Origin of the sequence: Streptococcus parasanguinis (assembly GCF_016648925.1) — a bacterium.
In the GTDB taxonomy this organism is placed as follows: Bacteria; Bacillota; Bacilli; order Lactobacillales; family Streptococcaceae; genus Streptococcus.
Genome location: NZ_JACLQX010000009.1, coordinates 26,396 through 49,448, shown reverse-complemented (window position 1 = coordinate 49,448; position 23,053 = coordinate 26,396). Strand labels below are relative to the sequence as shown.

The following is a 23,053-nucleotide window of genomic DNA, read 5'->3' as shown; positions in this document are numbered from 1 at the left end:
GAACTATTAAATTTCAAGCGCTCGGGAGTTTTGAGACCTCAGGCTCAAAACTAAGTCATGGAACTTCGTAGAAGTTCGCTGACGTCCGTACTCACCTAAGGAAAGCTTCTGGCATACTTTTATTATAGATCTGAAGAAAATCCAACTCCCTTTTCTTTTACAAACCTAAGTCTGCGTACGGTTTTCGGTAGCCAACTTGAACTACTTTTCCGTCTTTGACAAGCAGAGGGCGTTTGATCAGCATACCATCTGAAGCAAGGAGATCCGCCGCTTCTTTCACTGTCAGTTGATCCACCTTATCTTTCAAACCGAGTTCACGGTATTTCATCCCGCTAGTATTGAAGAAAGACTTGATCGGTAGGCCAGACGCTGCTATCCAGTCTTGCAATTCTTGGCTAGTCGGTGTTTCTGTGACGATGTTTTGGCTTTGAAAGTCATATTGGAGACCGTCCAATTCTGATTTAGCCTTTCGACAAGTCGAACATTTTGGGTATTCAATAAAGGTATACATCGATTTTATTTCTCCTTCCAGGTAATTCCTTCATGGTGTAAGAGCCAGCGTTTGCGATCGAGTCCAGACGCGTAGCCCGTCAGTTGTCCATCTTTTCCCATCACGCGGTGGCAAGGGACTAAGATCGTCAAGGGATTGCGTCCAACAGCCTGTCCCACGGCTTGAGCTGAACCGCAAGAAAGATCCTGGGCCAGCTGGCCATAGGTCTTGGTCTCACCATATGGGATCTCTCGCAATAACTGCCACACCCGCTCTTGAAAGGCTGTCCCTTGCGGTGCTAGTGGAAAGCTGATAGCGATTGGCTCCCCAGCAAAATAGTGATCCAACCACTCCTTCACCTTCTCATGGTAGGGATGGACCTGCTCCAGCGCCCCATAGGGATCAGGCGCCTCCTCTTTCGGATCATAAAAATCAAGTTCTACAAGGCCTTCCTCACTGACAATGATCGAAAGAAGCCCCATAGGGCTTTCATAAAATTGTTTAAGATAGAGAGTCATTGTAGGCCGCTTCTGCTCTTTGATCCCAGCGGTCTTCTTCTGAGACCACTTGGAATAAACTGGTTTCTGCTTTTCGCTTGATCTTTTGATAAGCCAGGCGGACGCCATCAATAGGGACCTTTCCACAATAATGGTAGCCCAATTTTTCAAGTAAATGCTGCATCACCACATTATCCGGGTGCGTATCGCAACGGAAATCTGGCCCTTTTTCCCCTTCGATTAAACCTTGAAGGAAGGTCTGAGCCACCCCTTTGCCAGCAGCTTCTTTGGCTACAGCGACACGGTGAAAAGTGACATACTTATAATTATCATGCTCCCACTTGCCATCGTAAATCTCATTATAGGCCGCTTCATTTCCCTTGTGAACGGCTGCATAGGCGACAACTTCCTGATCTTCAACTGCCACATAGCCACGACTTTCTAGAATATCCTCAAAAATGATCTCTTCATCTGGATAGCCATCCTGCCACTGGTCGACCTGTCTTTGAGCCAGGCTTTCCTTGGCGTCTTGGATGATTTCCATAATTCGCTTAATCTCGTTGGGATAAGCCATTCTAATTTCCATCCTGCTTTCAACCTTTCCTAGTCTTGATGGTAACGAGCATAGAGCTCACTCTTTTGCAGGCCGTATTGTTTTGCGACCTGTTTAATTGCTTGATTTTTCTTCATGCCCTCTTGGACCAAGGTATCGATCTCTTGGATCAAGTCGACCTCTTCTAGGTCTAGCTCTTCTTCCTTGGCTCCTTCGACGATCAAGAGACACTCCCCTTTGAGGGGATTTTCTTCAAGAAATGCGACTAACTCAGAAATACTGCCGCGAGTATATTCCTCGTAGATTTTGGTTAATTCACGAACCAGGACGACAGGACGATCCCCATAGACAGCCAACATATTCTCTAAGGTTGCCTTCACTCGATGGGGAGACTCATAAAAGATCTGAGTCTCAGGATAGGCCACTTTTTCTTGGAAAAAGGCCTTCTGTTGCCCCTCTTTGCGAGGCAGAAATCCATAAAAAATATGAGGTTGAGGGGCTAGACCACTGGCAATCAAACCCGTTATACCCGCACTAGGACCAGGCACAGCTACGACAGGAATCTCTCGTTCAATCGCTGCCTTGACCAAATCATGACCGGGGTCAGAAATACTAGGGAGTCCTGCATCTGAGACTTGTGCCACATCCTTTCCTGATTCTAAATGGGCGATCAGATCTGGAATTTTCTCCATGGCATTGTGCTCATGAAAGCTAGTCTGGGGTGTCGCAATCTCAAAATGCTTGAGCAAGAGGCCTGTATTTCTAGTATCCTCAGCTGCGATCAAGTCGACATCCTTTAAGGTCTGGACCATGCGGTAACTCATATCCTCCCGGTTACCAATCGGTGTTGGAACCAGGTAGAGCACTCCAGTTTTCTTTTCCCCTTTAAAACTTCGTTGGATCTGCATGCTTACTCCCTAAATAACAACTCGTCACAAAACATACACTCTTCATCGTTCTCACGGCGCTGACCGTAGGAATAAGTGCAGATATGAAAACCGTCGTTGTAAATACGTTGCAAATTTTCACGACCATGGTGTTGTGACTTTGCGGATGAAGTCTTCTCAACTTCCCCCAAACGCTCTCTCAATTTATCATTTTCTAAGCGAAGAGCTGTATTTTCTTCGATGACTTGTTTCAAATTTTTCTTGATGGCTTCGACTTCAGCCAAGGTGACCAACAAATTCTGAGAAAAGCCGTCTAAAGCATCAAATAATTCTTTTTTATTCATTCTGACTCCTTAACTTTCTAAGCTCAACACCATATATTCTAGAGCATTTTGAAAAGAAACATTGGCCTTCCACATCCTGCGAGCATGACTCAATTTCTCAAGCAACTGCTGGGATCGACTTAAGCGCAACTGCTCTTCTAAAGCCAACTCCATCAAACGAAAGGCCTGGCTTTGTTTTTCCTTATCATCTGCTAAACTCACCAAGCGTGTCACTTCCAAATAGGCGCGATTCAAATTGGATTGACAACGTTCGATGAACTGATCACAAACTTTTGCCAGTTCAAAAAACGTAGCATTCTTTTTTTGTTGTTCTGCTTCTTCGAGACTAAAACTAAAACGAGCTACTAAATTTGCCTGTGACTTGATCAAGCCTTCTTTTTCTAGCAGTTCCGTTAGGTAGGCTTGCTTTTTAGGAAAATGAACCTGCTGGGCCCGACTCTTGATAGTCGGTAAGATCAAGTTTTCATCGGATGTCAACAAGAAGAGATAGATCTCACTCTGGGGGTCTTCCATGACTTTTAAAAGAGAGTTGGCCGCATTGGTATGCATCTTATCCGCATCTTGGACGATAAAGACCTGCCGACTTCCTTCAAACCCTGATTGAGAAAAGTCTTGAACGAGCGAGCGAATACGGTCCGTCTTAATGATCTGGTTGACCGGACGCACGATCTTTACATCTGAGAATTCTTCTTCTGCAATCAAGCGGCAGGAACGGCATTTGCCACAAGGCCAGACTCCCTGCAAATCTTCGCAAAATTGACTCTGAGCTAGCAAGAGAGCCATCTCAAAACTGGCAAAAGAACCCGTAAAGAGATAAGCATGACTGAGCTGTTTGTGTTCTAAGATCTGGGTGAAGCGCTCCACCAATTCTGGCTGGAGCTGTTGGATCTCTTCTAGCTTCATTTCAATATCCCCAAGCGATTTTCTAAAACAGCCAAGACATCTGCAAAGACTGCTTCAAAGGATTGACTGGCATCGATTTTCACAATGCGCTCTGGTTCCTTTTCATACAAGGCCAAATAACCTTGTCTGACTTTTTGGTGAAGCTCCAAACCTTCCAAATCCAAACGATTGACTTCCCGCTCTTGGTTTTTCGCAATTCGAGCGAGCCCTTCTTCGACATCCAGATCAAAGTAAAGGGTGAGATCTGGTTTAAGACCATCTGTCGCGAATTGATTGAGCCACTCGATATCTTCCACACTCAGGCCGCGGCCATACCCTTGATAAGCCACCGAGCTGTCAATAAAGCGGTCCATCAAGACAACCTTCCCAGCTGAAAGGGCTGGCAAGACACGTTCCACCAAATGCTGGCGGCGACTAGCAATATAGAGCAACAACTCGGTCTTGGCATCCATACTAGTATGGTTTGGATCTAAAATGACTTGGCGGATCTTTTCTGCAATGTCTACACCGCCTGGTTCACGGGTTGTAATAAAAGGAATTCCTTTTTCTTCAAGTAGAGGCAAAACGGCTTCTAGGACCGATGATTTCCCCGCTCCTTCTGGACCTTCAAATGAAATTAATGTACCGTTTACCATAGTATCCTCTTTCTAGTTTTCTTCTTTTTATTTTACCAAAAATAAGGGTAAAAATCTTGTATTTTAGGAGAGAAAATTTTTCAAAGTCATTTTCATTTTTTCACTTTTTTGTTACAATGTTCTTATAAAGTTTTAGGAGACAACCTATCATGTTTAAATTTAAAGATATTCTGGCTATCATCTTGGGGGCCGGCATTTTTTCATTTGGGATCTATTTTTTGGTCATTCCCTTTCACTTCTATGAAGGAGGAGCGACAGGGATTACCTTGATCACCTATTACCTCTTAAAAGTCCCCGTATCCCTGATGAACTTGCTGATCAATATCCCTCTCTTCGTTCTGGCTTGGAAACTGCTGGGCAAAAAATCTCTTTATCTGAGCTTACTTGGGACTTTCTCGGTTTCGGCTTGGATGGCGATTTTTGAAGCCATGCCCCTCAGCCACCACTACCATCACTTTATCTTTACAGCCTTTAAAGGAGATATTCTGCTTGCCTGTATCGCCTCAGGGGTTGTGCTTGGTTTGGGGCTAGGGATCATCTTCAATGCTGGTGGAACTACTGGAGGAACAGATATCCTCGCTCGCATCTTTAACAAATACACTTCCCTCAGTATGGGAAAACTCATGTTGATTGTAGATGCCATTGTTCTGATAACTGTTGTCGTTGTCTTCCAAGATGTCCGTACGGCTATGTATACCCTCTTCTTTATCCTGATTGACACCCTTGTGATCGACTTGATTGGAGAAGGTGGTTTTGCTGGAAAAGGCTTCCTTATCGTCACATCTAAACCAGAAGAAATTGCCCAAAAAGTATCCGACGATCTGGGTCGCGGGATTACCTTTATCCGCGGGATGGGCTATTACAGCCGTAAGGACCTGGATATCGTCTACTGTGTCGTTTCACGGAATGAGATGAAACAAATGAAAGACATCATCAATCAGATCGATCCATTCGCCTTCATCACCATTTCTGAAGCCCATGAAATTCTCGGCGAAGGCTTTACTTTAGATAAAGAAAAACAACCCATTACCCGTTAATAGAAAAAATCAGACTGGATTCTCATCTAGCCTGATTTTTTATTAAATAGCTTTTGCAGTTGTTCGAGTGATTTCATCGACTTTCAAACCGTTAGCTTCAAATTTACTACGGATTCCTTCTAGATCTGTCACCCCATCAATTTGGACTTCGATAACCACACGATCGTCTTTTGTTGGGATATTGACTGTATTGGCGATGTTATATCCTTCTTCTACAATCAAGTGAATGATTTGTTCTAGAACGCCAACCTTATCTTCTGTCACAAAGCGAACACGAACTCCTTCTTCTCCATAACCGGATACTTCAAGGAAAGCACGGAAAATATCACGGTCTGTGATGACACCGGATACTTGGTCATTGTCCACGACTGGAAGAATTCCCACCTTGTTCTTATACATGAGGTAGGTCGCATCTTCTAAGCTGGCAAATTTAGAGACGGTAATGACATCGCGAAGCATGACATCTTTAACCTTAGTCTTGTTCAACAGATAGTTCATCTCGAAAATAGACAAGCTTGTTGCTTTAGATGGACTTGCTTCTGCAATCGTACCTTCTGTCACCAAACCAACCAATTTATCGTTTTCAATGACTGGCAAACGGTGCAAACCTTGTTCGCGCATCAAATCTGCCGCGTGGGCAATTGTAGTATCTGGACTAATGTAAACCACTTTACGTGTCATAAAATCTTTAACAGCCATAACAAGTTCTCCTATGCTTTTATTAGTTTTATTATACTTGATTTTAAGAATGATTTCAAACGCTTTCAGCAGTTTTCTCTTGTTTTCAAAATTTAGAAAAATCAAACACACGTACCTTTTTATGCAACATTTAAATCTTGCAAACTAATCTTAGTCACTAGTAACCGATTTATTAGAAGATAAGGAAAGTACAAATACCACAATGGATAATAATAAGAATACACCCCAAGCAAACTGAGAGTTCCACATAGATAAACTTGTAAACAAAATAGTTGCTATTGGCATTGATAATACTGATATAACCTTAAAAAAACTACTAGTTTGTGCAAGAATATCCGGTGGAAGTTTTGCCATTAAGAGACTATTTAATTTGGGATTTACCTTACTACTAAGATACATCATGAATGCCAACACACTAAAAGAAATTATTTCCAAACCATTTATCCAACCACATATTCCTATTACTATTAATAATCCACTATCTATTTGAAGTATTTTAATAAGTGAAAGTTTAGAAAAATAATCATTAGGGGTCATTCCACCAATTAGGGCTGAAACAAATAATATTGTTTGAAGTAAAAACACCGACTGAGCAAAAGATAAACCAAAAGGAGTTATTTCTGTAAATTTCAAATTGTACATTATTAAAATAGCACTGCCTAGCGAATTTAATCCTAAAATTGAAAAAATCATTAGACCAAAACGTACTTTCTCTTGATATTTAAATATACTTTTACTATTTTTGTAAAGGTTCTTAAGTTGTGAGATAAACCCATTTTCTGGTGAATAATTAACTTCTGGATGTGTCAATTGTCTTTGGATTTTGAGCAATACCATCGATGATAATAAGAAACTAATAGCATTTATCGTAGCTAAAAAGAAGAAATTATTATGAGAAATCGTTAGTAACCAAACTCCCAAAGTTTGACCAGAAATCAAAGTTATTTGACTAATTACTTGATCAAAAGAGTACGCTTCCATCAGGTCTTCTTCGGGAATGTGTGACTGAAACATAGGTAATACTAGGCCTCTTCTGTACTCTGCAATACAATCTGATAGGATGTTTATGAAACATACAATCGAGAAAACTAGCCATGAATTTTCTTTCGATAAGAACGCAACCATAATAAATAATACTGCTTGTATATATCCTAATAATAGCAACCACAATTTCTTATTCTTTGTTTTATCAGCCTGCATTGCAATAAAAAGAGAACAAATCGTTGGAATATATTGTATAAAACTTGCTACACCAACCGCCAATTTACTATTCGCCATACTTGCTGCAAATACTACAAAAACAAGATTATAAATAGTTGATCCTAAATCATCGAAGAAACTAGACAAGACCAGATTCCTAAAAAAAATATTTCTTAAAAAAACTTTCATCTGCTATACCTTTCTAATAGAAACTTGATAGACATAACTTCATTCAAATAAAAAATATTTTTAAGTTTTTCAGAATTACTTTTTCTTTTATATGAATTAACAAAATATCGAAGTATTTAATTGTTATATCTAAATATAGTTTACTACTAAATTTTAAATATTTAACAGAGTTTCAAATATGAAATATCCTGTCTCATACATCTGATCTTTTGCCTAATTTATATGTATCCCAAACTGGTCCAATTTTACCTCTAAAATATTAATCAGTTGACTATCACCAACAACCCGAAGAGACTCTATAAATTGTTTAATTTCCTTTTTAGAATTTTTTGACTTTAAGTAACCATTTACTAATTTTAAAAATTTTAACAACATGATTTCTAGCATATCATATGGGAAAAGAAGCTTTTCTAGCTCGAGTATAAACAATGGAACTTGAGTATCAATTTTTCTTAAAATTAATTCGCCAATTAAATTTATGTACGTTAATTTTAAAGAACTTAAATTGTGTTTAAGAAAATTATAGTCTTTAGTCCTTTCCGCAAGCTGTTCTCCAAAAAATAATAGATCTTCATCTGAAATTAAAGTCATTGTATTTCCAAATACATATAATTCAAACCATGTCCAAGATTCAATTGAAAATAGATAATCTACCAATACTTTTCTATCTTCTATATTTATTTCATAGTTTTGATCTAATGAATGAATCGCATTTTCAATAATAAATGACTGAATTCTTTGATATTGATCCGTCTCTTCACTCTGTAATACTTCAGTTAATAGATACTCTAATCCTTTAATATCCTGTTTCAAAAATAAAGTGGATATCTTCTTACCTAAAATAATATCTTTAGGTAATTCATAATTATTTAATTTATGGCCAAACTCTTCAAAAGTCATGTGGATTGATTCTATCGCTATTAATAATTTATCAGCACTTAACATCGTTTGCCCATTTTCAAATTTAGACAATTGTGCTATGCTTAATCCTTTTCTAGCAACATCCTTTTGTTTTAAGCCTCTGGCAATTCTTAGTTCCTTATATAATTCACCCAATTGAATTTTTCGATCTATATGCATAACTTATAATCCATTTCAGTCATTAGTAATTACGTTTATTTTACCAAATTAATAAAGGAAATTATATATTTTAAATTATTTTACTAAGAAAAAATCTTAGCCAGTAAAAATGAAAAAAGAAAGGTCTTCAGGACCTTTCTTTCGAACATATTCAAACTGTTTTTCCTATAAAATGAGATTAATGTTTCTTCATAATAGAAATTATGCTATTTTTTGAATCATTTGGGAGTATAATGAAACTTTCCGCCGTGAGAAAAGTGCTTGAAACAAGACTGTTTCAAGCACTCGGGAGTTTTGAGACCTTAGGCTCAAAACTAAGTCATGGAACTTCGTAGAAGTTCGCTGACGTCCGCACTCACCTAAGGAAAGTTTCTAAATTTTCTTTGTCATCAATTCGAAGAAAGGTTTAGCTACCTTTCTTTTCTAACATACTTTAAAAATCTTATCCACCAAGGTAGGCCTTGCGGACTTCTTCTGAGGCTAAGAGTTCTTTTCCTGTTCCGGTAAGAACGACTTTCCCTGTTTCCAAAACATAACCGCGGTCTGCGATGGCAAGGGCCTTGTTGGCATTTTGTTCAATCAAGAGAACAGTTGTTCCTTGTTTTTGGATATCTTGGATGATATCAAAGATTTCTTGGATAAAGATTGGGGCCAATCCCATAGAAGGTTCATCCAGGAGCAAAAGTTTTGGCGTCGACATGAGGGCACGACCCATTGCAAGCATTTGTTGCTCCCCACCAGATAGGGTGGCTGCATCTTGGTTCTTCCGTTCTTCCAAACGTGGGAAACGGGAGAAGACTTTCTTCAAGTTAGCTTGATTTTCTTCTCGATCTTTCTTCAAGAAAGCTCCCATTTCCAAGTTTTCCATAACGGTCAAGCCTGGAAAGACGTGACGGCCTTCTGGAACTTGGGAGAGTCCTGCTGCTACAATCTTTTGAGCTGGAACCTTTTGAATCTCCTGACCCAAAAACTCAATTTTCCCAGCACTTGGACGCACCAAACCTGAAATGGTACGAAGAATAGATGTTTTCCCAGCACCGTTAGCACCGATAAGAGAAACAACTTCTCCTTCATTTACCTCGAAACTGACATCACGGACAGCCTGGATCATGCCATAGTGTACAGAAAGATTTTCAACTTTTAACATAGACATTAGGCTTCACCTCCTAGATAGGCTTCGATTACACGTTTGTTGTTCTTGATTTCATCTGGCGTACCATGGGCAATCAAGCGGCCATATTCCAATACATAAATCCGTTCTGTTACTTCCATAACCAAACTCATATCATGCTCGATCAACATGATCGTAATATTAAATTCTTTTTGAATGCGACGGATCAGTTGGGTTAATTCTGATGTTTCTTGAGGGTTCATCCCTGCAGCAGGTTCATCCAAGAAGAGGATTTTTGGCTCTGTAGCAAGGGCACGAACGATCTCCAAGTGACGTTGTTGTCCGTAAGCTAAGTTTTTGGCCAAGGTATCTGCTTCTTTTTCCAAACCAAAAATCGCTAACAATTCAAGGGCTTTTGCTTTCAAAGCTTCTTCATTCTTGTAATAGCTTGGCAAGCGGAAAAGACTCGCAAAGACATGTGGTTTATGGTGATTAGCAAAGGCAATCAAGACATTGTCCAAAACGCTCAAATCTTTAAAGAGACGAATATTTTGGAAAGTACGTCCCAGACCACCTGCAGCGATTTTATAAGGTGCTTTACCATTTAGTAGCTGGCCATCTAAGGTAATGGTCCCTTCACTTGGTTCATATACCCCTGTTAGGAGGTTGAAGAGGGTTGTTTTACCGGCACCGTTGGGTCCGATCAAACCAACCAATTCCCCTTCATTGAGTTCCATGGTCACATCTCCAACGGCTGTCAAACCACCAAAGTTTTTTGTTAAATTTTTTACTTCAAGAAGTGCCATTAGTTAGCCTCCTTTTTTGAGAGTAGTTTTTTCAAGCTGAATTCCCATGTTCCAAGAAGACCACCTGGACGGAAGATCATCACGAGAATCAAAGCCAATGAGTAAATGATCATACGTACACTTGAGAAGTCTTGAAGCACCATATTCAAGATACCCAAGACGATGGCTGCCACAACTGTTCCTGACATTGATCCCAAACCACCAAATACGACAATGATCAAGACATTAATGGTATTGGTGAAAGAGTAATCTTTAGGAACAACAGAGCCGATAAAGCCAGCTTGGAGAGATCCAGCAATCGCCGCTGTGATCGCACCAAATACAAAGGCGATGACTTTGACTTTGGTCGTATTGATCCCAACAGATTCTGCTGCGATTTCATCTTCACGAACAGAAAGGGTAGAGCGTCCAATTGGACTGCGTAAGAAGTTAATCGTAAAGATCGTTGTAATGACAACAAAGAGGTAAACCAATTGCCAAGTTGTAAAGGCTGGCAAACCAAGGATCCCAGCAGCACCATTTGTTAGAGTACCACCATTGACGATCAAGATCCGAATGATTTCAGAAACCCCAAGTGTCGCAATCGCGAGGTAGTCCCCTTTCAAACGAAGGGTTGGAACCCCAACGATCAAGGCAACGACACCAGCAATCAAAGCACCTAAAACCATCGCACCAAAGAAAGCCCCATAGGTTGGTGATTTAGAACCGAGAATAGCTGCAGAGTAGGCACCAATCGCCATAAATCCGGCATGCCCAAGTGAGAATTGACCTGAGAAACCAACAATGAGGTTCAAGCCAACTGCAAGGATAATATTAATTCCGATTTGTTCTAAAATTTGGATATAGAAGAGGTTGAGCACACCCGCTGCAACCAAGACTTGGATCAAGGCAAAACCTGCGACCAAAAGACCAAGCCAGACTAAATTCACTTTTAAATTTTGTTTCATGGCTTACACCTTCTCTTTCACATTTTTACCGAGGATACCTGCTGGACGGATGAGCAAGATCACAATCAAGATGGCATACACAATGGCATCACGGAAGTCTGAAAGACCGATCGCTGTAGCGAAGGTTTCCAACAAACCGATCACAAATCCACCTAGGGCAGCACCTGGAATGATTCCGATTCCTCCAAGAACGGCTGCGACAAAGGCTTTGATCCCTGGTGTCATCCCCATCAAAGGCTCGATCGAGTTGTAATACAAACCAATCAAGACACCACCAGCACCTGCCAAGGCTGATCCCAAAGCAAAGGTAAAGCTGATGGTCCGGTTGACGTTAATCCCCATCAATTGAGCGGCATCACTATCGACAGATACAGCCCGCATGGCTTTCCCCATCTTTGTCTTTTGAATAATAAATTGAAGAGCGACCATCAAGAAAACAGACACTCCCAAGATCATCAACTGAATATTGGAGATTGAAATAGGACCGAAGTTGTAACGAACCGTTTTAATCACTTGCGGGAAGGAACGGGTATTGGCACCGACGAAGAAGACCATCCCATATTCGAGCAAGAAGGAAACCCCGATGGCTGTGATCAAGGCTGCAATCCGAGTCGAATGACGAAGCGGACGATAAGCCAGGTATTCAATTACAACCCCTAAAATAGCTGTCCCAACCATGGCTAGGAGCAAGGCTACAAAGAAGTTCACTTTCCATGAGTTCAATAAGAAATATCCCATAAAGGCACCTACCATGTAGATATCCCCATGGGCAAAGTTGATCAATTTGATAATTCCATACACCATGGTATAACCAAGGGCCAAGAGTGCATAGACACTTCCCAAGATTAGACCGTTCACTAATTGCTGGAGCATTTGAACCATCCTTTCTAACAATAAAGAGCGAGGCCAGGAATTTTCATTCTCCCAGCCTCTTGTACAAACAACAAATGATAATTATGGTTTAACAGACTCAACTGATTTGACTTTACCATCTTTCAAGCCAATCATAAGAGCTGATTTAACCGGGTTGTGGTTCTTGTCAATTGACATTGTACCAGTCACACCTTCCAAGTCTTTCAACTTCGCAAGGTTATCTTTCAATTCGACAGAGTTCTTAGCACCTTTAGATGCTTCTGCAACCATGTAAACTGAATCATAAGCCAAAGCTGCGAACATTGAAGGTTCTTCATTGTATTTCGCTTTGTATGCTTCTACGAATTTCTTGGCTTTATCAGTCATTTCACCTTCAGTAGAGAATCCAGCTACGTAGTAGATATCTGTAGCTGCAGCAGGTGTTGCTTGTTCAACAAATTTAGCATCGCTAAATCCATCCCCACCAATGATTGGTTGTTTGATTCCCATACCACGCGCTTGGTTTACGATCTTACCAGTTTCTGTGTAGTAACCTGGAAGAACAATCGCATCGAAGTCTTTATCTTTGATTTTTGTAAGGGCAGCTTGGAAGTCTGTATCCTTAGATTGGAAGGTTTCTGTTGCTACGATTTCACCTTTGTAAGATTTCTTGAAGGCTTCAGCAATCCCTTTCGCATAGTCAGATGAGTTATCGTAGTATAGAACGACTTTCTTCGCTTTCAAGTTATCAGTTGTGTATTTAGCAATGATTTTTCCTTGGAAGCTATCGATGAAGGTTGCACGGAAAAGGTAATCTTGACCTTTTGTCAAATCATCTTGAGTTGCTGATGGTGTAACCAATGGCACACCTGCTTTACCAGCATTGGCAACCGCTGCTGCAGTAGCACCTGAAGTCGCAGGTCCTACAAGAGCGTTCACTTTTGATTGAGTGACAAGGTTTGTAGTGACTGTAGCTGCTTCAGCTGTTTCAGATTTGTTATCTTTATCTGTGACAACAATCTTCTTACCGTCAGCTCCACCCTTAGCGTTGATTTCATCAACGGCCAATTGAGCACCTTTTTGTTCAGCGCTACCGTAGGCTGCTACTTCACCAGTTTTTTCAAAGTTAAAACCGACTTTTAGTTCTTTGCCGATTTCGTTACCAGTTGTGTTTGAACCTGAAGTAGAAACTTCACCACAAGCAGCAAGAAGAGCGACACTTGCAATGGTTAAAAATGAAAGAGCAAATTTTTTCTTCATTTGTAATGATCTCCTTAAATGAATCTTAAATTAAATACATTAAGAATATACCGAATTATCTGACAATTGTCAATAAAAAAAGCGCAATCCATCAAATGATTGCGTTTTCTAAACTTCTGTGACCACAGATGGGGTCTCCAATCGTTGCAAACTCCCCACAAAATCTGTATCTAAATCTTTGAGATGGCAAGGCAAGACCTTTTTGACATAACGTTCTTTCTTTAAGTCTTCCATGACTTGATCGGCCTTGTCACTGTCTACATACAATTGGACATAACGGCATTTCTTAGAATGGTACAAGACATCTCCGACAGATTGTAATTTTTTCCCGTCTCGATTGTAATACAATTTAACAATCAAGCCTGTTCTTTCTTGTTTCTCAAACATGGTCAATCCCTTTCTCGTTCTGTTACTAGTATATCAAATTTCAAGAAAAAGAACTACTCTTTTATGAGAGCAAAAAAGAGAGTGGGATAGAAATCGGTAATTCGTTAGAATTCGATTTCGTCGTCCCACCTCCGCACAGTTGAGTAGGGCTGTAAAAGCTGATGAAATCAGCGTAGTATAGCCCACTCAACCACTGCGTTTTGCTCGACAATCCAAAAATAATTGAGAGGCTAGGACTTTTGTCCCAGCCTCTTGACGGGCCTTCCTACAGGATGGTTTAACCCAATTTATTATTGGCCATGATTTCATCAATAAAGCCATATTCAAGTGTTTCTTGCGCGCTCATCCAATTGTCACGTTCCGCATCAGCATGCACTTTTTCGATCGGTTGACCTGAATTTTCCGCAAGGATTTTTTCCAAGTTATTCCGTGTTTTGAGCAAGTGTTCTGCTGCGATCGCCATATCGGTTTGTTGGGTACCACCACCAGTACCACCCATTGGTTGGTGAATCATGTACTCGGCATTTGGCAACATGAAGCGTTTGCCCTTCGCACCACTTGAAGCAATGATAGTTCCCATAGATGCTGCCATCCCCATAACAATGGTTTGGACATCTGACTTGATAAAGTTCATAGTATCTACGATGGCAAGACCTGCTGAGACAGAGCCACCTGGGGTATTGATATACATATAGATATCTTTTGTATTATCTTGGGCATCCAAGAAGAGCAATTGAGCGATAATGGAGTTAGCCATTTGGTCCTCAACTGGTCCTGTTACCATGATAATTCGATCTTTCAACAGACGGGAATAAATATCGTAAGAACGTTCTCCACGACTGGTTTGTTCAATAACTACTGGAATCATCTATTCTTCTCCTTTAGTATCCATTCATTCTCACGATTCGTGAGGTTCAAAGTATATGTGCTATTATAAACCAATGGTCAAAAAAGGTCAAATCTTAAGCACCTTTCGAACTTATAATGAATGGTTTCTTTATTTGGTACCGAATAAACGGTCACCTGCATCTCCAAGACCAGGAACAATGTAGCCATGTTCATTCAAATGATCATCGAGGGCTGCTGTAAAGATATCAACATCTGGGTGAGCTTCTTGAAGAGCTTTCACCCCTTCTGGCGCTGATACCAAGCAGACAAACTTGATATGGCTAGCGCCACGTTTTTTCAAGGAATCAATAGCTAGAATAGCAGATCCACCCGTAGCAAGCATCGGGTCTACTACAAAGATACGACGTTGATCAATATCTTCTGGCAATTTCACCAAGTATTCAACTGGTTTCAAGGTTTCTTCATCACGGTACATCCCGATATGGCCAACCTTAGCAGCTGGTACCAAGCTCAATAGACCATCGACCATCCCAATCCCTGCACGAAGAATTGGGACAATAGCCAATTTCTTCCCTGCGATTTGCTTTTGAACGGTTTTAGTAATAGGAGTTTCAATCTCAACATCTTCAAGAGGCAATTCACGCAACACTTCGTAGCCCATCAACATAGCAATTTCATCTACCAATTCACGAAAGGCCTTCGTAGAGGTATCCGTGCGACGGAGAATAGACAATTTGTGTTGAATCAGTGGATGTGTAATAACTTCTAATTTTCCCATTTTGAGATCCTTCTTTCTAAGCTGTTATTATTCAAAAAAGAGCTATGATAAAAGCGGAGTCAAGCTCTACTCTTTCTTTCAGTCCCTCTTTGATACTCACAGCACATGGAAATCTTCATTTCCAACTTTACATTCTTCTTATTATACCAAATTTTACCAAAAAAAGAGAGCCCTTACACTTAATTTTTTAAGTTCGGACTCACTCTTTCTATCAATCAATTACAACCATTCTTTGTACTTCTTAATATAGATACGTTTGACAACCGTCACACTCAGCATATAAAGGACGATAATCGCAAACAATAGAACAAAGTACAATCCATTTAGTTGGCTCAACTTCAAGATAGAAGCCAAAGGACTATATGGAAGGGAGGTTACAAAGAAGGCTGCTGCTAGAGTCGTCACCACGACTGAGAAGGCTGGACGACTTTGGATAAATGGCAGTTTTGGTGAACGCAACATATGGATAACCATGGTTTGAGACCACATGGATTCGATAAACCATCCAGTTTGGAACACCATGATAAAGGCTGCTGCATCTGCTGCTCCATGGTTGTAGCCATGACCTAAAATCATAGGAACAACAAGGAAGTAAAGAAGCATGTAAGTAATAATGTCAAATACAGATGAAATTGGACCGATCCAAGCCATGAAGCGCATGATGGAGTTTGCTTCCCAGATACGAGGTTTCTTGAGGAATTCCTTGTCGACATTGTCAAAAGGAAGGGCGATACAAGAAAGATCATAGATAAGATTGAGCACAATCAAATGAACGGGAGCCATTGGAAGGAAGGGCAAAAAGATGCTGGCAAAGAGCAGAGAGAAGATGTTCCCGAAGTTAGAAGAGACCGTCATCTTGATGTATTTGGTCATATTGGCATAGACCTTGCGGCCTTCAACCAAACCTTTTTCAAGGACCATCAAGTCCTTATCTAGAAGGATGACATCTGCCGTTTCTTTGGCAATATCCACAGCGGTATCCACGGAGATCCCAACGTCTGAGACCTTCATGGATGGAGCATCGTTAATCCCATCTCCCATGTAACCAACCTTGTGGCCATTGTTCTTGAGACAGAGGATGATCCGCGCTTTTTGATCGGGTGATAATTTGGCAAAGACCGTTGTTGTTTCCACAACTTGTGCTAACTCTTGGTCAGTCATCGTATCGATTTCGCTTCCTAAAAGAATCCGCTCGACATCTAGTCCTACTTTTTCACAGACAGCTTGGGTGACCTTTTCATTGTCTCCAGTTAAGATCTTAGTGGTTACCCCATATTCTGCAAGAGCTTTGATCGCTGGAGCTGCAGAAGGTTTTGGTGGATCAAGAAAGGCAAGGTAACCGGTTAGGATCATGTCTCGTTCATCTTCAACACTAAAGATGTCATTTTCGTCCAAGTCGGTTTTGTAGCTGACGCCCAAAACACGAAGACCTTGTTCATTTAACTGAGCAACTTCAGCGAGGACCTCTTGACGGACTTCATCTGTCAGGCGTTTAATCTCACCCTTGTACTCAACATAAGTCGATACAGAAAGCATTTCTTCCAAGGCACCCTTGGTCACCATGCTGACCACACCGTCTTCGTCTTTGACAATGACACTCATGCGACGACGTTCAAAATCAAAGGGCAATTCATCAATCTTATGGAAGGTTTGATCCAGGTCGCGAACAATTTCATGTTTCTTGGCTTCTTTCTGGGTCCGATTGATAATCGCTCGGTCCATCAAATTTTTTAGCCCGGTTTGGAAATAGGAATTCAAGTAAGCCCGGCGAAGGACTGATAGATCCAAATCGCCATGGATATCAAGCGGATACTCCAAAACGATTTCATCTTGGGTCAAGGTTCCTGTCTTATCTGTACACAAAATATCAATAGCCCCGAGGTCTTGAATGGCATTGAGTTTTTTGATAACGACTTTTTCCTTGGCCATGATGATGGATCCCTTAGCAAGACTCGCTGTAATAATCATCGGCAGCATTTCAGGAGTCAAACCAACCCCAACGCTGAGGGCAAAGACACCCGCTTCTAACCAGTCACCGTCTGTGAGGCCATTGATCACAAAGACGACGGGCACCATCACTAACATGAGCCGAATCAAGAGCCAAGAGATGGTATTCATTTCTCTCTCAAATGAGGTTGGTTCGTCATAGGTGTTGATGGTTTGCTCAATAGCGCCCATCATGGTTTCATCCCCCACGACCAAGACCAAGGCTGTCGCCCGCCCTGAGATGACATTGGTCCCCATAAAGGCCAAGCTTTCACTCTCCAAGAGACTATCTAAATTTTGACTGTCGGCTTTTCTGAGACAAACCTTTTCAACAGCATCACTTTCCCCTGTGAGGCCAGATTGTTGGACAAAAAAGTCACGAGAATCAATCAAGACCACATCTGCTGGGATCATATCGCCGGCACTCAGTTTGATCACATCTCCGACAACGATTTCATCGATCGGAATTTCTTGTTCTGATCCATCACGAAGAACGGTCGCTGTATTGACAATCATACGTGATAAGTTGCTGGCAGCTTTGTCGCTCCGCAATTCTTGAATGAAGCGGATCCCACCAGAGATCAAGACCAAGGTCACAATGATGATAGAGGTCGTTGGATCCTGTTCACCTGGTTTTGCTAGCCAGACATTAGTGATGAAGGAAACCAGCGCAATGACCAACAAAATCACCGTAAAAGGATTGATGATCGATTCGTAGATCTTTTTGATCATGGAATCTTCTTGACCTTTTGTGATGACATTTTCGCCATAAGCATCGCGGTTTTCTTCTACTTGATCGTCAACTAGACCAAGGGCACTGGTTTGGTAGTTGGCAAAGGTGCTTTCAAGTGGTTCTTGAAGAGCGTTAATAAGTCTTTCTTTATTTGTTTGCATTGGTATCTCCTTTTTCAATCAGGAGCCAATCACTTTTGGAGTCCCTACGACACAAATCAGCGATTGGCTGGTTCGGTGCGGTTCGGGATGATCGTCGATTTGTATCATAGCTCTCTCCTTTCTCTTTTCTAGGTAAGGCATAAAAAAGAGTCCTACCCTCGATCGGTAGGACTCATGAAACTCGTCATTTATTTTTCAATCAAAACTCTCAAAAAACTGACCGTCCAAGCTTTAGCTCCACAAGGCAATGAAATGAGCTTAGTCTTGACCTTTGCGATCAGGACTGTTGACCAACGAGTAGTGTCTCCACTGCTTTGCGGTAGTCATCCGTATCCTTGTGGTAGCCTCACCTACCGTATTTCGAGTTTATTGTACTCCTTCACTTACAGAAAGTCAACACTTATTTGTGAAAAGTTTCCACCAAGCGTTTGGTAATTTCTTCAATGAGGGTGAAAGGGGCAGCTACATTAAGGCGGGCATGCAAGGTTCCTTCTTTTCCGAAATCTGTTCCACGGTTCAAAATCAATTTGGCTTGGTCATGGATTTTAGCATGCAGCTCATCATCGGTATATGGATAGGCTGAAAAGTCCAACCAAAGAAGATAGGTTCCTTGGGGTTTCATCACTCGGATATGGGTCTTTTCATGCAGTTCATCTATAACATAGTCAATGTGTTTTTCAAAGACTTGTTTGAGCTCAGTCAACCAAGATTTACCATAACGATAAGCCGCTTCTGTTGCAATATAGCCCAAGCCTGAGATTTCATGTTGGTTATTGGCCAATTGTCGTTGTTTAAAAGCCGTACGAAGCTTAGGATTTTCAATGACCACATAGGAATTTTTTGTTCCTGCAATATTGAAGGTCTTGGTTGCACTGGTTAAGATCAAACTGAAGTCTTTAAAGCTGGGATCAACTGTGTTAAAGCTGGTATGACGGTTTCCATACAAGGCCAAATCTTGGTGGATCTCATCTGAAACGAGAAGGACACCATGTTTTTGACAGAGGTGGCCGATTTTTTCCAAGACTTCACGATCCCATACACGTCCTCCAGGATTGTGCGGATTGCACAAAACATAGAGTTTAACGTCTTGCTCCACAATGTCTTTTTCTAGCTGATCAAAATCAATTTGGAAAAGACCGTCTTTTTCGACTAACGAATTTTCGATCAATTTTCGACGATTGAGTTTGACACTTCGGGCAAATGGAGGATAGACCGGTGTATTGATTAAGACCGCATCCCCTTCCTTGGTGAAGGCTTGAATAGCTGTTGAAATAGCTGGAACAACGCCTTCGATAAAGACGACAGCTTCCTTGTCAAAGGAATAGCCATGCTCTTCTTTTTCCCAATCAAGGATAGACTGGTAGAGGCTATCCGATGCATAGGTGTAGCCATAGACCATTTGGTCTGCATAGCCGATAACAGCTTCTCGTACTTCTGGAATGACATTAAAATCCATGTCCGCGATCCAAGCTGGAATGATTTCTGGATCTGTCTCAGTTTCTTTCCACTTGTAGGTATGGTGGGTCAATCGATTCGGTAAAGTCGTGAAATCATATTTGGTCATCTTAAGCCTCCAATGCTTGTTTCAAATCGTCAATCAAATCATCCGCATCTTCGATTCCGATGGACAACCGAAGCAGATCATCTGTCAAACCGTATGAATGGCGAACTTCTGCAGGGATGTCCGCATGAGTCTGAGTGGTAGGATAAGTGATCAAGCTTTCAACTCCGCCAAGGCTTTCTGCAAAGGTAAAGACTTGAAGGGAATTCAACAAGTTAGGAATTTTTTTCTCATCTTGAATTTTAAAGGAGACCATTCCACCTTTTCCAGTGTAGAGGACTTCTTTGACCTGAGGGGAGGTTTTCAAAAACTCGACTACCTTGCGGGCATTCTCAGTGGAGCGCTCCATCCGGATAGAGAGTGTCTTGAGACCACGGATCAACAGATAGCTGTCAAATGGGGAAAGAACAGCACCTGTCGTGTTCAAATTGTAAAAGAGTTTGTCATACAGATCTGCATCATTTGTCACGACAACACCAGCCAAGACATCGTTGTGACCAGCCAGGTACTTGGTTGCTGAATGTAGGACAATATCTGCTCCCTCTTCAATCGGACGTTGATAGATTGGGCTATAGAAAGTATTGTCCACCACGACTTTGGCACCTTTTGCATGGGCCAATTTGGCTAAATGAGCAATATCAAATTCCAACATCAATGGATTGGTTGGTGTTTCAATATAGAGGACATCCACCGGATCATGATCTAGATGGTGGATCAGTTCTTCTTCTGTATTGGCATAGGTGAAAGAGAAACGACCTTCTTGCTCTTGTTGGTTAAACCAGCGGAAAGAACCTCCATACAGGTCACGAACGGCTAAGACTTTTGAACCAACAGGGAAAATGCTAAAAGCAAGCACAATAGCTGACATTCCAGAGCTTGTCGCCAAAGCATAGTCTGCACTTTCGATAGCTGCCAAAGTCTTCTCAGCCGTTGCGCGTGTTGGATTTTTCGTACGGGTATAGTCAAAACCTGTAGACTGACCAAATTCTGGGTGTTGGTAAGTCGTAGAGAAATGCAAAGGAGTCGTCAAAGCTCCCGTTGCTTTATCCGACTTGATTCCTGCCTGTGCCAAGATAGTATTGATATTGCGTTTTTTACTCATATTGCCCTCCGATAAACATTCAATCTAACTGCTTACTATTTTATCACTATTATGAGGAGAGCGGTTTTCCCATTTTCAAGACCTAGCTATAGTTTCAAACTATAAGAAAAGAGAGTGGGACAGAAATCGTTAATTCGTTAGAATTCGATTTCGTCGTCCCACCTCCGCACAGTTGAGTAGGGCTGTAAAAGCTGATGAAATCAGCGTAGTAGAGCCCACTCAACCACTGCGTCTTGCTCGACAATCCAAAAATAATTGAGAGGCTAGGACTTCTGTCCCAGCCTCTCAGGTTTATTTAATCCGAAATTTTTGTCTAAGACGTGCAGCTTGACCTCCGATAAAGCGGTCAAAATACCGTAGCCATAATCCTAAGGCTCCATAGATAACAACTCCTAATCCGCCAATGACGATGATATAAATCATGCTCGATACACGGCCATTTGGTGGAAAAATCCAGCCCAAAATCAAGCCGGCGATCAAGACTCCAAGTAGCATCACCACAGTCAGGATAGAACCAAGTAAGGTCCGCTTGAAGATGATGGTTCGATTAAACTGAGTAATGGTTTGGATCTCCCGATACATGAGAACGATTGGCACCATTAACGCAATGGTCGTTGACAAAAGCGGCCCATAAGAACGAAAGACTAAAATAAATGGAATTTGTAGGACCAATTTCACCACTACTCCATAGAGGAAGTAGCGAATAGCTTTGCGGTTTTGGAAGAGAGCTTGAATCATTGGGGACAAGACTGTGTAAAGACCCAAAATCACCGTCTGCAACATCGCTACGATAAAGAGTCCCAAAGCCAAGCCATCTGGTTGTCCATAAAATACTGTATAAAGTGGTTTTGCGACTGCAACTGCACCAAAGGTAGCTGGAAGCAAGAAAGCTAGCAACATGGTCAAGTTATCCTGTACAAGCTTGCCTGCAGCTTTTAAGTCGCCCTTGACATAATTCTCAGTCAACAGAGGAATCCCAACTCCCCCAATCGAAGTCGCTACTGCGATCAAGATCATGGTGATTTTGTTTGGATTAGCAGAGAAATAACTAAACATGACCAACAGCTGTTTCTGACTATAATCTGTAAACCAAGACATGACATTGATAAAGGTCATCTGGTCGACAATTTGGAAGAGCTGAATGGCGGAACCTGTGATGATAAAAGGAATGGCCTCACGGATAGTATCCATGAGAAGCGCACGAGTATCGATTCCTTCACTTCCCTCTTGCTTTCTCAAAATAGATGAGAGCAAGCCTGTTTTTGCAAGGTAATAAAAGAGAACCAGAAGGCTCGCTCCCATCCCGATAAAGGCAGCAAAGGTCGACTGCGTAACAGCCTGCACATAATCTCCTGAGCCAATCTTCATAATGAAGAAGGTCGTAAGCAACATCCAGATGACCCGGATGACTTGCTCTGCAATCTGGCTAATGGCGTAAGGTTTCATGTTGTTAAAACCTTGGAAAAATCCACGAATGACACTCATCGAAGGAAAGATCAAGACAGCCCAAGAAAGGCTCTGCATGATCGGAATCAACTCTTTTCCCCCACCTGAAAGGCTCGCAAAGACAGGAGATAAAAGATACATGAGAATGGCAAATCCAAGGCCTAGAATTCCCATGAATTTCAAGAAGCCCCGAATCAAAGCAAAGCTATGATCGGCTTGGTCCCGGGTATTGTATTTGGCTACTTGCTTGGCAACAGCTACAGGTACCCCAGCTGTTGAAATCAAGAGAAACCAAGCGTAGATATTGTATCCCATTGTAAAAAGACCATTGGCTTGTGGCCCATATTTTCCCATCCAAATATACCAAGGAATAATATAAGCGGCTCCTAGCAAACGGCTGATAAAATTGCTGGCTGTCATCCAGGCAGTCCCGCGTAGCATCTGGGCTTGCTGGTCATTTTGTTCGTGACTCATAAACGTCCTCTTTCGTTTCTTCTTCTCTTCATTATAAACTTTTCCATGTTACTTGTAAAATTCAGACTTTCGGTTTACAATAGTTT

Annotated in this window: 23 protein-coding genes and 1 riboswitch; of the genes, 1 reads left to right on the top strand and 22 read right to left on the bottom strand. The window is 41.4% G+C overall.

Features of this window, described 5'->3' with window-relative positions:
• Window positions 1–157: 157 nt before the first annotated feature.
• Genes H7T97_RS04695 through tmk form a run of 7 tightly spaced genes read right to left on the bottom strand, consistent with a single transcriptional unit; the run spans window position 158 to window position 4,309 of the window.
• Window positions 158–511, bottom strand: a complete 354-nt coding sequence (locus H7T97_RS04695; RefSeq protein WP_049523248.1) for an arsenate reductase family protein — start codon at window positions 509–511, stop codon at window positions 158–160.
• 5 nt (window positions 512–516) lie between these two features.
• Window positions 517–1,008 carry a methylated-DNA--[protein]-cysteine S-methyltransferase gene (locus H7T97_RS04690; RefSeq protein WP_049523250.1) on the bottom strand — a complete coding sequence of 164 codons (492 nt, stop codon included), beginning with the start codon at window positions 1,006–1,008 and terminating at the stop codon, window positions 517–519.
• Window positions 992–1,573 (bottom strand): GNAT family N-acetyltransferase, encoded by a 582-nt coding sequence (locus H7T97_RS04685; RefSeq protein ID WP_049523252.1) that lies wholly within the window; start codon window positions 1,571–1,573, stop codon window positions 992–994. Before H7T97_RS04685 ends, H7T97_RS04690 begins: the two co-directional genes overlap by 17 nt.
• Window positions 1,574–1,590: 17 nt before the next feature.
• On the bottom strand, window positions 1,591–2,448 hold the full coding sequence (rsmI, locus tag H7T97_RS04680) for a 16S rRNA (cytidine(1402)-2'-O)-methyltransferase (protein WP_003005580.1): 858 nt from the start codon (window positions 2,446–2,448) through the stop codon (window positions 1,591–1,593).
• Between the two features lie 2 nt (window positions 2,449–2,450).
• Complete coding sequence (gene yabA, locus H7T97_RS04675; RefSeq protein ID WP_003005416.1) at window positions 2,451–2,771, bottom strand: DNA replication initiation control protein YabA; 321 nt, start codon at window positions 2,769–2,771, stop codon at window positions 2,451–2,453.
• 9 nt (window positions 2,772–2,780) lie between these two features.
• Entirely contained in the window at window positions 2,781–3,674 is an 894-nt protein-coding gene (locus tag H7T97_RS04670; RefSeq protein ID WP_201089558.1) for a DNA polymerase III subunit delta', read from the bottom strand.
• A complete protein-coding gene (gene tmk / locus H7T97_RS04665; protein ID WP_201089556.1) occupies window positions 3,671–4,309 on the bottom strand; it encodes a dTMP kinase in 639 nt (212 codons plus the stop codon). Before tmk ends, H7T97_RS04670 begins: the two co-directional genes overlap by 4 nt.
• A gap of 149 nt (window positions 4,310–4,458) precedes the next feature.
• On the opposite strand from tmk, the gene H7T97_RS04660 reads away from it, so the two are divergent.
• Entirely contained in the window at window positions 4,459–5,346 is an 888-nt protein-coding gene (locus H7T97_RS04660; protein ID WP_003008268.1) for a YitT family protein, read from the top strand.
• Between the two features lie 42 nt (window positions 5,347–5,388).
• Here H7T97_RS04660 and H7T97_RS04655 read toward each other — a convergent pair whose 3' ends face one another.
• From H7T97_RS04655 to H7T97_RS04585, 15 genes are all read right to left on the bottom strand, one after another.
• Entirely contained in the window at window positions 5,389–6,045 is a 657-nt protein-coding gene (locus H7T97_RS04655; RefSeq protein ID WP_003005183.1) for a CBS domain-containing protein, read from the bottom strand.
• Window positions 6,046–6,195: 150 nt separating this feature from the next.
• Window positions 6,196–7,434, bottom strand: coding sequence for an MFS transporter (locus tag H7T97_RS04650; protein WP_201089554.1), 1,239 nt, complete (start codon window positions 7,432–7,434; stop codon window positions 6,196–6,198).
• 213 nt (window positions 7,435–7,647) lie between these two features.
• Entirely contained in the window at window positions 7,648–8,514 is an 867-nt protein-coding gene (locus H7T97_RS04645) for an Rgg/GadR/MutR family transcriptional regulator (RefSeq protein WP_049497821.1), read from the bottom strand.
• Between the two features lie 442 nt (window positions 8,515–8,956).
• Window positions 8,957–9,667, bottom strand: a complete 711-nt coding sequence (locus H7T97_RS04640; protein WP_003005434.1) for an ABC transporter ATP-binding protein — start codon at window positions 9,665–9,667, stop codon at window positions 8,957–8,959.
• Entirely contained in the window at window positions 9,667–10,431 is a 765-nt protein-coding gene (locus H7T97_RS04635) for an ABC transporter ATP-binding protein (protein WP_195487790.1), read from the bottom strand. Before H7T97_RS04635 ends, H7T97_RS04640 begins: the two co-directional genes overlap by 1 nt.
• The gene (locus H7T97_RS04630; RefSeq protein WP_003008278.1) at window positions 10,431–11,378 is read right to left on the bottom strand and encodes a branched-chain amino acid ABC transporter permease; all 948 of its coding nucleotides are present in this window, start codon (window positions 11,376–11,378) and stop codon (window positions 10,431–10,433) included. The genes H7T97_RS04635 and H7T97_RS04630 overlap by 1 nt, the downstream gene beginning before the upstream one ends.
• Window positions 11,379–11,381: 3 nt before the next feature.
• On the bottom strand, window positions 11,382–12,251 hold the full coding sequence (locus tag H7T97_RS04625; protein WP_021153669.1) for a branched-chain amino acid ABC transporter permease: 870 nt from the start codon (window positions 12,249–12,251) through the stop codon (window positions 11,382–11,384).
• Window positions 12,252–12,332: 81 nt separating this feature from the next.
• On the bottom strand, window positions 12,333–13,490 hold the full coding sequence (locus H7T97_RS04620; RefSeq protein ID WP_023918808.1) for an ABC transporter substrate-binding protein: 1,158 nt from the start codon (window positions 13,488–13,490) through the stop codon (window positions 12,333–12,335).
• 108 nt (window positions 13,491–13,598) lie between these two features.
• Window positions 13,599–13,877: a DUF2129 domain-containing protein gene (locus tag H7T97_RS04615; protein ID WP_023918810.1), complete on the bottom strand. Its 279-nt coding sequence runs from the start codon at window positions 13,875–13,877 to the stop codon at window positions 13,599–13,601.
• 277 nt (window positions 13,878–14,154) lie between these two features.
• Window positions 14,155–14,745, bottom strand: coding sequence for an ATP-dependent Clp protease proteolytic subunit (locus H7T97_RS04610; protein ID WP_070662483.1), 591 nt, complete (start codon window positions 14,743–14,745; stop codon window positions 14,155–14,157).
• A gap of 129 nt (window positions 14,746–14,874) precedes the next feature.
• The gene (gene upp / locus H7T97_RS04605; protein ID WP_003005574.1) at window positions 14,875–15,504 is read right to left on the bottom strand and encodes a uracil phosphoribosyltransferase; all 630 of its coding nucleotides are present in this window, start codon (window positions 15,502–15,504) and stop codon (window positions 14,875–14,877) included.
• A 219-nt stretch (window positions 15,505–15,723) separates the two neighbouring features.
• Window positions 15,724–18,384, bottom strand: coding sequence for a magnesium-translocating P-type ATPase (gene mgtA / locus H7T97_RS04600; RefSeq protein ID WP_201089552.1), 2,661 nt, complete (start codon window positions 18,382–18,384; stop codon window positions 15,724–15,726).
• Between the two features lie 207 nt (window positions 18,385–18,591).
• Window positions 18,592–18,749, bottom strand: a riboswitch (M-box (ykoK) riboswitch).
• Window positions 18,750–18,784: 35 nt separating this feature from the next.
• Entirely contained in the window at window positions 18,785–19,948 is a 1,164-nt protein-coding gene (locus tag H7T97_RS04595) for a MalY/PatB family protein (RefSeq protein ID WP_201089549.1), read from the bottom strand.
• 1 nt (window position 19,949) lies between these two features.
• Window positions 19,950–21,047 (bottom strand): cystathionine gamma-synthase, encoded by a 1,098-nt coding sequence (locus tag H7T97_RS04590; protein ID WP_070449302.1) that lies wholly within the window; start codon window positions 21,045–21,047, stop codon window positions 19,950–19,952.
• 291 nt (window positions 21,048–21,338) lie between these two features.
• A complete protein-coding gene (locus tag H7T97_RS04585) occupies window positions 21,339–22,967 on the bottom strand; it encodes a putative polysaccharide biosynthesis protein (RefSeq protein WP_201089548.1) in 1,629 nt (542 codons plus the stop codon).
• Window positions 22,968–23,053: the final 86 nt, after the last annotated feature.

Excerpts from the sequence above, each read along its gene's own strand:
- H7T97_RS04695 (WP_049523248.1), bottom strand. The coding sequence starts at position 511 with ATGTATACCTTTATTGAATACCCAAAATGTTCGACTTGTCGAAAGGCT.
- H7T97_RS04690 (WP_049523250.1), bottom strand. The coding sequence starts at position 1,008 with ATGACTCTCTATCTTAAACAATTTTATGAAAGCCCTATGGGGCTTCTT.
- H7T97_RS04685 (WP_049523252.1), bottom strand. The coding sequence starts at position 1,573 with ATGGAAATTAGAATGGCTTATCCCAACGAGATTAAGCGAATTATGGAA.
- rsmI (WP_003005580.1), bottom strand. The coding sequence starts at position 2,448 with ATGCAGATCCAACGAAGTTTTAAAGGGGAAAAGAAAACTGGAGTGCTC.
- yabA (WP_003005416.1), bottom strand. The coding sequence starts at position 2,771 with ATGAATAAAAAAGAATTATTTGATGCTTTAGACGGCTTTTCTCAGAAT.
- H7T97_RS04670 (WP_201089558.1), bottom strand. The coding sequence starts at position 3,674 with ATGAAGCTAGAAGAGATCCAACAGCTCCAGCCAGAATTGGTGGAGCGC.
- tmk (WP_201089556.1), bottom strand. The coding sequence starts at position 4,309 with ATGGTAAACGGTACATTAATTTCATTTGAAGGTCCAGAAGGAGCGGGG.
- H7T97_RS04660 (WP_003008268.1), top strand. The coding sequence starts at position 4,459 with ATGTTTAAATTTAAAGATATTCTGGCTATCATCTTGGGGGCCGGCATT.
- H7T97_RS04655 (WP_003005183.1), bottom strand. The coding sequence starts at position 6,045 with ATGGCTGTTAAAGATTTTATGACACGTAAAGTGGTTTACATTAGTCCA.
- H7T97_RS04650 (WP_201089554.1), bottom strand. The coding sequence starts at position 7,434 with ATGAAAGTTTTTTTAAGAAATATTTTTTTTAGGAATCTGGTCTTGTCT.
- H7T97_RS04645 (WP_049497821.1), bottom strand. The coding sequence starts at position 8,514 with ATGCATATAGATCGAAAAATTCAATTGGGTGAATTATATAAGGAACTA.
- H7T97_RS04640 (WP_003005434.1), bottom strand. The coding sequence starts at position 9,667 with ATGTCTATGTTAAAAGTTGAAAATCTTTCTGTACACTATGGCATGATC.
- H7T97_RS04635 (WP_195487790.1), bottom strand. The coding sequence starts at position 10,431 with ATGGCACTTCTTGAAGTAAAAAATTTAACAAAAAACTTTGGTGGTTTG.
- H7T97_RS04630 (WP_003008278.1), bottom strand. The coding sequence starts at position 11,378 with ATGAAACAAAATTTAAAAGTGAATTTAGTCTGGCTTGGTCTTTTGGTC.
- H7T97_RS04625 (WP_021153669.1), bottom strand. The coding sequence starts at position 12,251 with ATGCTCCAGCAATTAGTGAACGGTCTAATCTTGGGAAGTGTCTATGCA.
- H7T97_RS04620 (WP_023918808.1), bottom strand. The coding sequence starts at position 13,490 with ATGAAGAAAAAATTTGCTCTTTCATTTTTAACCATTGCAAGTGTCGCT.
- H7T97_RS04615 (WP_023918810.1), bottom strand. The coding sequence starts at position 13,877 with ATGTTTGAGAAACAAGAAAGAACAGGCTTGATTGTTAAATTGTATTAC.
- H7T97_RS04610 (WP_070662483.1), bottom strand. The coding sequence starts at position 14,745 with ATGATTCCAGTAGTTATTGAACAAACCAGTCGTGGAGAACGTTCTTAC.
- upp (WP_003005574.1), bottom strand. The coding sequence starts at position 15,504 with ATGGGAAAATTAGAAGTTATTACACATCCACTGATTCAACACAAATTG.
- mgtA (WP_201089552.1), bottom strand. The coding sequence starts at position 18,384 with ATGCAAACAAATAAAGAAAGACTTATTAACGCTCTTCAAGAACCACTT.
- H7T97_RS04595 (WP_201089549.1), bottom strand. The coding sequence starts at position 19,948 with ATGACCAAATATGATTTCACGACTTTACCGAATCGATTGACCCACCAT.
- H7T97_RS04590 (WP_070449302.1), bottom strand. The coding sequence starts at position 21,047 with ATGAGTAAAAAACGCAATATCAATACTATCTTGGCACAGGCAGGAATC.
- H7T97_RS04585 (WP_201089548.1), bottom strand. The coding sequence starts at position 22,967 with ATGAGTCACGAACAAAATGACCAGCAAGCCCAGATGCTACGCGGGACT.